Origin of the sequence: Mesorhizobium sp. Cs1299R1N1, assembly GCF_037179655.1 — a bacterium.
Taxonomy (GTDB): Bacteria; Pseudomonadota; Alphaproteobacteria; order Rhizobiales; family Rhizobiaceae; genus Mesorhizobium; species Mesorhizobium salmacidum.
The window spans coordinates 233,919-245,370 of record NZ_JAPYKR010000012.1 but is presented as its reverse complement, the minus strand read 5'-3'; the positions used below and the strand labels follow the sequence as shown (position 1 = coordinate 245,370).

The following is an 11,452-nucleotide window of genomic DNA, read 5'->3' as shown; positions in this document are numbered from 1 at the left end:
CGCGTAACCCTTGCGGGCCAGCGGTCATCAATGTCGACCGCATCAACAGGCCGAATACATGACCGCTCCAGACTATCCGCCAAAATGCCGAATGCACCTTGCCAACAGGGGGCCGTCCATACATGACAAAGGGTGAACCACTCTAAAACGACTCACCTAAAGCATCTATCGCTTTGCGCCTCTCAAGTCACCGCGAACCACAGCGAGTGGTACAGACTCTGCACCGGGTCCAGTGAAATCAATTTCAAAACCGAACGCCTGGCTTGCATCCAAGAAGCGATCAATCTGATATACTGGCATCGGCGGCCCGTAGCTCAGGGGAAGAGCGCCAGTCATATGTGCTGGAGGCCCCCGGTCGAGACGGGGCGGGTCCGCCACCAAATTTCAAACTGAGACACTACCCTGCGACGGGCCCGGCAGTATCTTACCGGGATTCATGATATCAAGCGGATCGAGCGCCTGTTTGATGGTGCGCATGACGTCGACGCCGTGGCCGAGTTCATGGCGCAGGAAGCCGATCTTGCCCTGGCCGATGCCGTGCTCGCCGGTGCAGGTGCCCTCCATGGCGATCGCCCGCATGTTGAGCCGCGCGACGAATTTCTCCGACAGCGCGATTTCCTTGGGATCGTTCACATCCATCAGCACCAGCACGTGGAAATTGCCGTCGCCGGCATGGCCGACGATCGGCGCGATCAGCCCCATCTCGGCGATATCGGCCTCGGTTTCCATGACGCATTCGGCAAAGCGCGATATCGGCACACAGACATCGGTCGACAGGCCCTTGGCGCCCGGCCGCAAGGTCAGCGACGCCCAGTAGGCGTCGTGCCTCGCCTTCCACAATTTCGTCCGCTCCTCGGCGACGCTGGTCCACAGGAACGGCCCGCCGCCATTTTCTTCCGCGATCATGCCGAAGGTCTCGGCCTGCTCGGCGACGCCGGCATCGCTGCCATGGAACTCGACGAACAGGCACGGGCTCTCGGGATAATCGAGCTTGGAATAAGTCTTCATCGCCCGCATCTGTAGCGCATTGACCAGTTCGATGCGCGCCACCGGAATGCCCATCTGGATCGTCGCGATGACGGCGTTGCAGGCCGCCTCGACGCTCGGAAACGGACAGACGCCGCCCGAGATCGCCTGCGGAATACCCTGCAGCTTCAAGGTTAGCGCGGTGATGATGCCGAGCGTGCCTTCCGAACCGACCAGCAGCCGGGTCAGATCATAGCCCGCCGAACTCTTCTTCGCCCGTTTGCCGGTCGTCACCGTCTCGCCGTCGGCCATGACGGCGGTCAGCGACAGCACGTTCTCGCGCATCGTCCCGTAGCGCACCGCATTGGTGCCGGAGGCCCGCGTCGCCGCCATGCCGCCGAGCGAGGCATTGGCGCCCGGATCGATCGGGAAGAACAGGCCGGTGTCGCGCAGATGCCGGTTCAGGTCCTCACGCGTCACGCCGGGTTCGACGGTGCAGTCGAGATCCTGTGGATTGACCGAAAGAATGCGGTTCATCCGCGACGTATCGAGCGAGATGCCGCCACCGGGCGCATTGGTGTGGCCTTCCAGCGACGAACCGACGCCAAACGCGATCACCGGCACACGATGCGCGGCGCAGGCGCGCACGATCTCCTGCACCTCGGTCGTCGTCTCCGGGAAAGCCACGCCGTCGGGCGCCTGCGTCGGAATGTAGGTCGTCGTATGCGCGTGCTGCGAGCGGATGGCCTGGCCGGTCTGGAAGCGCTCGCCCAGCCGCTGCTTGAGGATGCCGAGCACGGCAGTAATGCCTTCCTCGTTGCGTTCGACCGGATTGAGGTCGCTCAGGGCCATGAAATCCTCCGCGAATGGACCAGCATGCATGCTTGTTATGCGATTATGGATGCGTAGTCTCCGCAACCACGCTCTGTCCAGCACCAGAACAAGGAAGTTTCGATGCCCATCTCCGCCCCCTTCGTCTCCAGGCCCATGGACATCGAGAAGGACTGGATCGACTATAACGGCCATCTCAACATGGCCTATTACAACGTGCTGTTCGACCGCTGCTCGGACGAGGCCTTCGAGGCGATGGGCATGGGGCTGGACTATGTGAAAGAGCGGCGGCTCACCATCTACACCGCCGAAGTCCATGTCTGTTACGTGCAGGAACTGCACCTTGACCACAAGGTCACGGTCTCTTTTCAGCTCATCGATCATGACGAGAAGCGGCTGCGGGCCTACCAGGAAATCCGCCATGTCGATGGCTGGCTCGCCGCCACGTCCGAGACCTTGTCATTGCATGTCGACATGTCGGGGCCGAAGGTGGCGCCCTTCCCGGCCGATGTGCTGGCCAGGATCGAGGCCATGCGCGCCGCCCATTCGGTGCTGCCGATGCCCGAACGCGCCGGCCGCTCGATCGGAATCAAGCGCAAGTAGGGCGAAGCCGGCATCCATCTCGCCCCATTAGCGGGAGACCGGCCTGGCTTCAAAGCCACACCCGAAACTCAAAATCGCAGAACCTCGGATATCAGGTAGCACCAGTGCTTGAAGCGCCTTCGCGGCCGCATTAACCTTACCGAGGTTTTAACGGGAACAAGCCATTTGAGCCGTTGAACGACTCAGCGGAGCGGTCGAAAACGTCCGCACAAGGGTTGTTTTAGCGGGCGGCGGGGCGAAGCCGGTTCGAGGAACGTGCATGAAAACGGACATCAAGGTCGAGGTGGACAGGCTGGCCGCCGATCCGCGCATATCAGACTACGATTTCTGGCGTTCGCTCAAGAATGTCGACAACGAGATCTTTCACATCGCCAACAACAACGAACCGATTCCGTTCGACATGATCCGCTGGCGCAGCATCCTGAAGCGCGCCCGCCTGAAGCGCGGCCATGCATAGCGCCTGGGGCCGATACATCGCTTGCCCCGGGGATCAAATCCCCAGTTTCACGGCTGCCGCCTGATCGCCTCCAGCGGCGAGCGCGCGATCACCGGCGATGACTGGATGATCGCCGTATTGGTCATCGCATGGGGGATGATGCGGTCGATCACCCGTTCGAGTTCGGCGACCGATCCGACATGCGCCAGCGCGATGAAACAGTCCTCACCGGTCACCCGGTCGCATTGCGCGATTTCGGGCAGGTCTCGGATGATCTCGGCCACGACGGCCAATTGCCCCGGCACCGGGCGAATGCGCAACCAAGCCGATAGTTTCAGGCCAAGCGCCGCGGGATTGATTCTGACCGAATAGGCTTCGATCACCCGGTTTTCCTGCAGCCGCTTGATGCGCTCGGCCACGCTCGGCGCCGACAGGCCGACCGAGCGCGCCAGTTCCGCCGTGCTGGCGCGCGCATCCTTTTCCAGCAGGCGCAGGATCTTCATGTCGGCCGCATCGAGGTCGATGTTTTCGCTTCGAAGGCGTTTCATGAAAAACTCCTTGCTTCCGGAACAGAACCCACCTGATATACCTCTCATCATCCATATGAAACGGAGATATCGGCTGCGATACTGATCGCATGGATGACCAGACGCAAGTCTCAGCTGCAGGTCCCGACGCCATCAGGGCTGCCCTTGTCGGCCCCGCACTCACCGGGCTGGCGACAAGACTGCCGCCGCATCTCTGGTTCGCGGTCAGTGCGGTCTTCCACTATCTCGGGCCGGCCTTCGCCGTGCTGCTTTTCCCGCATGTCGGCGTGCTCGGCATGGCGTGGCTGCGCATCGCCACCGCGGCGCTGATCTTCGCGCCGCTGACCCGCCCTTGGCGAACCTTCGCCCGTGCCGGCCCTCGGACGCGGCTCCTGCTCATTGCCTTCGGCGCTTGCCTGGCGGTGATGAACTGCTCGTTCTACCTGGCGCTTGACCGCCTGCCGATTTCGCTGGTGGCGGCGATCGAGTTCGTCGGCACCATCGGCATTGCGCTGGTCGGCCTAAGGAGCGCCCGCAATCTGGCCGCTCTCGCCATCGCCGTCACCGGCACCTTGCTGTTGATTGACGTCAAATGGTCCAGCGACCCGGTCGGGCTGTTCTGGGCTTTCCTCAACGGCGCGCTCTTTGTCGGCTACGTCGTGCTTGGCCACCGTGTCGCCCGCGCGGGCGCCGGCGACGGGATCGCGGGCCTGGGTGCCGCCATGGCGGTCGCTTTTATCGTCGTGCTCCCGATCGGCTTCAGCGACGCGCTGCCCGCCTTTTTCTCGCCGCCGCTGCTCATCGCGGCCATCGGCGTCGGCATCTGTTCGTCAGTCATTCCGTATGTCTGCGATCAGCTCGCCATGGCGCGGTTGCCGCGCGCGAGCTTCGCGCTGATGCTCTCGCTGCTGCCGGTCACCGCGACGCTGATCGGCATCGTCGTGCTGCGCCAGATTCCCGGCCCGACCGATTGCCTCGGCATCGCGCTGGTCGTGGCCGGCGTTGCCTTCCACAAACCAGTGGCTGATCGCGAAGCCGATCGCGCCTAGGCCAGCTTCTGCTTGAGGAAGGCGATCGTCCTGCCCCAGGCGAGGTCGGCCGCCTTCTTGTCGTAGCGCGCCGCCGAGGTATCGTTGTTGAAGGCATGGTTGGCGCCTTCATAGACATAGACCGTGTATTCGACATGCGCGGCGTCGAGTTCTTTCTTGAAAGCATCGATGCCGGCGTTGGTGCGCTCGTCCAAGCCCGCATAATGCAGCAGCAGCGCAGCCTTGATCTTCGACGCGTCGGCGGCCTCGGGCTGCATGCCGTAATAGGCGACGCTGGCCGAGAGATCGGGCGCGTTGACGGCCAGCATATTGGCGGTGCCGCCGCCCCAGCAGAAGCCGATGGCGCCGACCTTGCCATTGCCGTCCTTGTCGGCCTTGAGGAAGGCGACGGTCGCCACGCCGTTGGCCACGGTCTGCGCCGCGTCGAGTTTCCCGAACATGTCGCGCGCCTTGTCCTCATCAGTGGGCGTGCCGCCGAGCGGCGACAGGAAATCGGGCGCGAGCGCCACGAAGCCCTCCAGCGCCACGCGCCGGGCGACGTCGCGGATATGCGGGTTGAGCCCCCTGTTTTCATGGATGACGATGACGGTGCCGAGCTTGCCGGTCTGGTTTGCCGGTTTGACCAGATAGCCTTTCATCTCGCCGCCGCTGCCGGGATAGGTGATGTCCTCGCCTTTCACGCGGGGATCGTTTTCGGCCACGATCGCCGCCTGGGCGGAGTTCGCCGCCAGCATCGGCACGATCGCGGCGGCCGCGGCACCTGATCCGGCAAGCCTGGTCAACTGCTCCATGAAGCGGCGGCGATCCAGCGTCAGATGCGTGTATTCGTCATAAGCGTCGATCATCGCCTGGGTGATGACGGGTTTGGTGGTGACGTTGGCCATCGGCTTCCTCGCTCTCTCGACTTCGGTGTCCTTGCCGGGCGCAAGATAGGGGCGAGCCTCTTATCGTCCAGTCACCGGACCGTGACATCTCGCTGTCCTCCCGGCCGACAATCGGTCGGCTGGAAGATCATCACGTTTTTGTCATCGGTGACAAATCTTGATGGCGCTGCCACAATAGTGGGGGAAACTCATAAAACGGTCGCGTCATGGTACGGTGCGGCCACGGTCCTGAAGGAGCGACACCGATGACCATGACCTCGCCGATCCTGGCAACCGCCTTCGTGGCAGCAGTGGCCGCCGTTCTGGCGATGCGCGCGGCTGTTGTCGCGGCGAGCCGCAAGTCCATGGTCAAAGTTCGCAGCCGCCGGCGTCAGCCCACAAACATGAAAACCCAAGGTTGAGGTGAAGTCATGAACGTCCAGGACATCGTGAACACCGTCTCGCAGAAGGCCGGTCTCGACCAGGCTACGACCGAAAAGGTCGTCGGCACCATTTTTTCGGTGCTGGAGCACGAGGCCGAAGGCACCAGCGCGTCTTCGTTTTTCGCCAAGATCCCCGGCGCCGACGATCTTGCGCACCAATATGACGTCATGGCCGCCGCGCCGGCCGGCGGCGGCGGCTTCCTGTCGTCGCTGCAAGGTGCGCTTGGCGGCGTTCTCGGCGAGAAAGCCGGCGCACTGGTCAACGGCCTCGCCGCGCTCAAGGCATCCGGCCTCGACATGGCTCAGATCCAGAAGGCCGGCGAGACGCTCGTCCAGCAGGCCGAGGCCGCCGCCGGCCCCGGTTTGACCAACCAGGTGCTCGGTTCGGTGCCCAGCCTGAAGGCCCATCTGGGGCTCGGCTGATCGTCGGATCGCCGAACCCCGGCACCGCCTATTTCGGCAGAGCGTAGGCCATCACATAATCGCCCGGCTTGGTGCCGACCGAGCCGTGGCCGCCGGCGACGATGACCACGAACTGCCGCCCGTCGGCGACCGTATAGGTCATCGGCGTCGATTGCCCTCCGGCCGGCAGCCGCGCCCGCCAGAGCTGCTTGCCCGATGTAAGGTCGTAGGCGCGCAGATAGTCGTCGACGGCGGCACCCAGGAAGGCAACACCGCCGGCCGTGATCATCGGTCCGCCAATGCCGGGCACCCCGACCTTCAGCGGCAGCGGCAGTGGCGTCATGTCGTAGACGGTGCCGTTGCGGTGCTTGTAGGCAATGGTACCGGTCCTCAGATCGACGCCCGCGACATAACCCCAGGGCGGCGCCTGGCACGGAATGCCGAGCGGCGACAGGAACGGTCCCATCACCACCGCATAGGGCGCGCCGTCATTGCGGTTCAGCCCCTGCTCGCTGCCCTTGGTGTCGCCCGGCGGCGGCACGTCGGCGCGGGGGATCAGCCTGGACGTGAAGGCGAGATAAGTCGGCATGCCGAACATCACCTGCCGCACCGGATCGACCGCCACGCCGCCCCAGTTGAAAGTGCCGAAATTGCCGGGGTAGACCAACGATCCCTGCAGCGAGGGCGGCGTGTAGCGGCCTTCATAGCGCAATTTGTGGAGCGCGATCCGGCAGGCCAGCTGGTCGAACATGGTGATGCCCCACATATCGGCCTCGGTCAGCGGCGGCGGGCTGAAGGAAAGGTCGGATGCCGGCTGCGTCGGCGATGTGTGATCTCCTTCGATGGCGCCGCCCGGCGCCGGCACGTCCTTGACGGGGATGACCGGCTCGCCGGTGCGCCGGTCGAGCACATAGAGGTCGCCCTGCTTGGTCGGCCCGACGAGTGCGGGCACGACGGAGCCGTCAGCCTTGGTGATGTCGACCAGGCTCGGCTGCGCCGGCACGTCCATGTCCCAAAGGTCATGGTGCACGGTCTGGCGCACCCATTTCAACTGCCCGGTGTTGAGGTCGAGCGCGGTGATCGAGGAGGAGAATTTCTCGACATTGGCGCTGCGGCCCATGCCGAGCTGGTCCGGCGTCTGGTTGCCGAGCGGCACGTAGAGCAGGCCGAGCTTCTCGTCGGCGCTCGGCGTCGACCACATATTGGGCGAGTTGGCGGTGTAGGTCTGGTCGGCCGCCAGCGGCGTCGTCTGGTCCGGATTGCCGGAATCCCAGTTCCACAGCAGCTTTCCGGTGCTCGCATCATAGGCGCGGATGACGCCGGACGGCTCCTGCGTCGAATAATTGTCGTTGACCGCGCCGCCGACGATGATCTTGCCGCCCGCGATCAGCGGCGCCGAAGTCGAGTAGTAATAGCCCGACTTCGGATACGGCATGTTGGCCAACAAATTGAGCGTGCCGCCCTCGGCGAAGGCCGGGCAAACCTGCCCGTTGGCGGCGTCGAGCGCGATCAGCCGGGCATCCGAGGTCGGCAGGTAGACGCGTGCCGCGCAGGGCTGACCGGCGGCGCCCGCGGCATCGGCATAATAGGAGACGCCGCGGCAGGTCTGGTGCTGGCGATCCTTGTCGAGCTTGACCTTGGGGTCGTAGCGCCACTTCTCCTTGCCGGTCGCCGCATCGACGGCGATGGCGAAGTTGTGCGGCGTGCAGATATAGAGCGTGTCGCCAATTTTAAGTGGTGTCACCTGGTAGGTGGTCTCGCCGACATCATCCGGGCCCTTCACGTCACCGGTGCGGTAGGTCCATGCCGGCTGCAGATTGGCGACATTGTCCGGCGTGATCTGGTCGAGCGGCGAATAGCGCTGGCCGAACTGCGTGCGCCCGTAATAGTGCCATTCGCCCGCCGGCACATCGCCGCCGAGATTGGCGTTGGGGATCACCTTGTCGGTGTCGAGCGCGCCGCCGATGTCCTTCGGGTCCGCGGTCATCGAATAGCCGGCCACCGCCAGCGATGCCAGCACGGCAAGGATCAGAGGCGCGCGGCCGTCCGGACCGGCAAGGCCCCGCCGCGCCCACGGCGTCAGCAGCCACAGCGCCACCAGCACGATGATGCCGCCGCGCGGGCCGAGTTCCCACCAGTCGAAGCCGGTTTCCCAGACCGCCCAGGCCAGCGTGCCGAGCACGATTGCCGCATAGAGCCAGAGCGCCGTGGAACGGCGCCGGTAGAGCAGCCAGGCGGCGATCAGGAAGGCGAGACCGACAATGATGTAGTACCAGCTGCCGCCCAGCGAGACCAACCAGATACCGCCGGCGCCGACCGCCAGGCCGATGAGGAAGAGGATGACGGAGGTGATGGTGACAGCCAAGATGATACTCCTTCGACTGTTGCGCGCATGAGGCGGCCTTGGGCAACCCGGCATTGTGTGCTGCCCCCTGCGCAACTTTCTCCCGACCGCCGCGCCTGTCAAGCGTGGGTCATGGGTCCGCGGCGGCAACCTCGTTTGTTCACAACGCCGGCCGCCATGTCGCTCAAGTGGCCGTATCGGGCAGTTTACCGGAACAAAACGTAGACAGTTCTGGTCTTTCGCTACCGAATCACTACATTCGGGGGCGATGTCCGGCTTTTCCGAAGACATGCCCTTTTTCGACGAACCCGATGCGCGGCCCACGGCCCCGTCGGGCATTGCCGCGCGCGCCATGGCTGCCCGCGGCGGCCAAAACAACGCGCCGGACTATCTGAGGGGGCTTAACCCCGAGCAGCGGCTTGCGGTGGAGACCACCGAAGGCCCGGTTCTGGTGCTGGCCGGCGCCGGCACCGGCAAGACCCGCGTGCTGACCACCCGCATCGCCCACATCCTTGCCACCGGCAGGGCCTTTCCCTCGCAGATCCTGGCGGTGACCTTCACCAACAAGGCCGCGCGCGAGATGAAGCAGCGCATCGGCATCCTGATCGGCGAAGGCAATGTCGAGGGCATGCCCTGGCTCGGCACCTTCCACTCGATCGGCGTGAAGCTGCTACGCCGCCATGCCGAGCTTGCCGGCCTGAGATCCGACTTCACCATCCTCGACACCGACGACGTCGTGCGGCTGATCAAGCAGCTCATCCAGGCCGAGGGCCTGGATGACAAGCGCTGGCCCGCGAAACAGTTCGCCCAGATGATCGACGGCTGGAAGAACAAGGGCCAGGGCCCGGCCGACATCGCCGAGGGCGATGCGCGCAGCTTCGCCAACGGCAAGGGCCGCGAGCTCTACAAGGCCTATCAGGAGCGCCTGCAGACGCTGAACGCCTGCGATTTCGGCGACCTGCTCTGCCACCCGATCCGCATCTTCCGCGCCAATCCCGATGTGCTGAAGGACTATCACCGGCGCTTCAAATACATCCTCGTCGACGAATACCAGGACACCAACACCGCCCAGTACATGTGGCTGCGCCTCCTGGCGCAAAGGCCCGAAGGCAAGCCGATCTCCCCCCATGTGGGGGAGATGTCCGGTAGGACAGAGGGGGGCGCCTCGCGCCGACAGGCTGGCGGGACAGCGCCTGTCGACTCCGGCGACATCTCCCCCACAAGGGGGGAGATTGGGCGCTCTTCATCCGGGGGCGGAGGCAAATCCACCGTCAATATCTGCTGCGTTGGCGACGACGACCAGTCCATCTATGGCTGGCGCGGCGCCGAGGTCGACAACATCCTGCGCTTCGACAAGGATTTTCCCGGCGCCACCATCATCCGGCTGGAGCGCAATTACCGCTCGACCGCGCACATACTGGGCGCCGCCTCCCACCTCATCGCCTACAATGAGGGCCGTTTCGGCAAGACGCTGTTCACCGACCGCAACGATCCCGAGGACGGCAAGGTCAACGTCCACGCCGCCTGGGATTCGGAGGAGGAAGCCCGCGCCATCGGCGAGACCATCGAGGCCTACCAGCGCCAGAAGCATAATTTGAACGACATGGCGATCCTTGTCCGCGCGTCCTTCCAGATGCGCGCCTTCGAGGACCGCTTCATCACGCTCGGCCTGAACTACCGCGTCATCGGCGGCCCGCGTTTTTACGAACGCATGGAAATCCGCGACGCGCTGGCGTTCTTCCGCGTCGTCGCCAACAGCACCGACGACCTCGCCTTTGAGCGCATCGTCAACGTACCCAAGCGCGGCCTGGGCGAAGCGACCATCCGGCAGATCCACGACACTGCGCGCGGCCTGCGCATCCCGATGCTGGAGGCGGCGGGCACACTCGCCGAAAGCGACGAGCTGAAGCCGAAACCCCGCGCCGCCCTGCGCGAGGTCGCGGCCAATTTCGAACGCTGGCAGAAGGCGCTGGAAACCACGCCGCACACCGAGCTCGCCGAGACCATTCTCGAAGAGAGCGGCTACACCGACATGTGGAAGAACGACCGCTCGGCGGAAGCCCCCGGCCGGCTCGAGAACCTGAAGGAGCTGATCCGCTCCATGGAGGAGTATGAATCGCTGCGCTCCTTCCTCGAACATGTCGCCCTGGTCATGGATGCCGAGCAGAATGCAGGGCTCGATGCCGTTTCCATCATGACGCTGCACTCGGCCAAGGGCCTCGAATTCGAGACCGTCTTCCTGCCCGGCTGGGAGGAAGGCCTCTTTCCCCACCAGCGCGCGCTGGACGAAGGCGGCCGCTCAGGCCTGGAGGAAGAGCGGCGGCTCGCCTATGTCGGCCTGACGCGGGCCAAGAAGAACCTGCATATCTGGTTCGTCTCTAACCGCCTCATCCACGGCCTGTGGCAATCGACCATCCCGTCACGCTTCCTCGAGGAACTGCCGGAAGCCCATGTCGAGGTCGCCGAAGCCGGCAACTCCTATGGCGGCTATGGCAATCCCTATGGCGGCGGCTCGTTCGCGTCCGGCCGTGGCGGCGGCCAGGGGGCAGGAAGACAGAACCCGTATGGCGCCTCGCGCTTCGACAATATCGGCGGTAATTCGGGCGGCGGGGAAAAATCCGGCGCCTTCTCCAACACCTATTCGACGCCGGGCTGGCAGCGCGCGCAGGCCAACCGCACCGAGGCGACCGACCGCAACTGGGGCACGCGCTCGGGCCATCAGGTCGAACGCATCGGCTATGGCGAGACCGATTCCGGCTACGGCGCCGGCCGCACCAGCGTGAAGGGCCGCACCATCGACGGCGAACTGGTCGCCAAATCCGTCTCCGACACGCCGTCGGCCTTCAGCGTCGGCGACCGCGTGTTCCACCAGAAATTCGGCAACGGCAATATTTCAGCCATCGAAGGCAACAAGCTGACCATTGACTTCGACAAGGCCGGCCAGAAGCGAGTGCTGGATGGATTTGTCGCGGCGGTGTGAGTTGAATG

At 64.5% G+C, this 11,452-nt stretch carries 10 protein-coding genes; 6 read left to right on the top strand and 4 right to left on the bottom strand.

Translation table 11 applies throughout. The annotated features are described in order from the left end of the window. Positions 1-384 precede the first annotated feature (384 nt). On the bottom strand, positions 385-1,818 hold the full coding sequence (locus O7A70_RS25440; protein WP_337142841.1) for an FAD-binding oxidoreductase: 1,434 nt from the start codon (positions 1,816-1,818) through the stop codon (positions 385-387). 102 nt (positions 1,819-1,920) lie between these two features. Here O7A70_RS25440 and O7A70_RS25435 point away from each other — a divergent pair, with 102 nt between their 5' ends. Together O7A70_RS25435 and O7A70_RS25430 are read left to right on the top strand one after the other, a co-directional pair. Then, on the top strand, positions 1,921-2,400 hold the full coding sequence (locus O7A70_RS25435; RefSeq protein ID WP_337142840.1) for a thioesterase family protein: 480 nt from the start codon (positions 1,921-1,923) through the stop codon (positions 2,398-2,400). A gap of 259 nt (positions 2,401-2,659) precedes the next feature. Then, positions 2,660-2,857: a hypothetical protein gene (locus O7A70_RS25430; protein ID WP_015317249.1), complete on the top strand. Its 198-nt coding sequence runs from the start codon at positions 2,660-2,662 to the stop codon at positions 2,855-2,857. Positions 2,858-2,904: 47 nt separating this feature from the next. On the opposite strand, the gene O7A70_RS25425 is transcribed toward O7A70_RS25430, so the two are convergent. After that, entirely contained in the window at positions 2,905-3,384 is a 480-nt protein-coding gene (locus O7A70_RS25425; RefSeq protein ID WP_337142839.1) for an Lrp/AsnC family transcriptional regulator, read from the bottom strand. Between the two features lie 89 nt (positions 3,385-3,473). On the opposite strand from O7A70_RS25425, the gene O7A70_RS25420 reads away from it, so the two are divergent. Beyond that, the gene (locus tag O7A70_RS25420) at positions 3,474-4,412 is read left to right on the top strand and encodes an EamA family transporter (protein ID WP_337142838.1); all 939 of its coding nucleotides are present in this window, start codon (positions 3,474-3,476) and stop codon (positions 4,410-4,412) included. Here O7A70_RS25420 and O7A70_RS25415 read toward each other — a convergent pair. Continuing rightward, positions 4,409-5,296: a dienelactone hydrolase family protein gene (locus tag O7A70_RS25415; RefSeq protein ID WP_337142837.1), complete on the bottom strand. Its 888-nt coding sequence runs from the start codon at positions 5,294-5,296 to the stop codon at positions 4,409-4,411. The two genes, O7A70_RS25420 and O7A70_RS25415, sit on opposite strands and share 4 nt — an antisense overlap. Positions 5,297-5,541: 245 nt before the next feature. On the opposite strand from O7A70_RS25415, the gene O7A70_RS25410 reads away from it, so the two are divergent. Both O7A70_RS25410 and O7A70_RS25405 read left to right on the top strand, forming a co-directional pair. Beyond that, positions 5,542-5,697, top strand: a complete 156-nt coding sequence (locus O7A70_RS25410; protein ID WP_337142836.1) for a hypothetical protein — start codon at positions 5,542-5,544, stop codon at positions 5,695-5,697. 9 nt (positions 5,698-5,706) lie between these two features. Then, entirely contained in the window at positions 5,707-6,141 is a 435-nt protein-coding gene (locus O7A70_RS25405; protein ID WP_337142835.1) for a hypothetical protein, read from the top strand. A 28-nt stretch (positions 6,142-6,169) separates the two neighbouring features. On the opposite strand, the gene O7A70_RS25400 is transcribed toward O7A70_RS25405, so the two are convergent. Continuing rightward, positions 6,170-8,485: a glucose/quinate/shikimate family membrane-bound PQQ-dependent dehydrogenase gene (locus O7A70_RS25400; protein WP_337142834.1), complete on the bottom strand. Its 2,316-nt coding sequence runs from the start codon at positions 8,483-8,485 to the stop codon at positions 6,170-6,172. 247 nt (positions 8,486-8,732) lie between these two features. On the opposite strand from O7A70_RS25400, the gene O7A70_RS25395 reads away from it, so the two are divergent. Beyond that, entirely contained in the window at positions 8,733-11,444 is a 2,712-nt protein-coding gene (locus tag O7A70_RS25395) for an ATP-dependent helicase (RefSeq protein WP_337142833.1), read from the top strand. Positions 11,445-11,452: the final 8 nt, after the last annotated feature.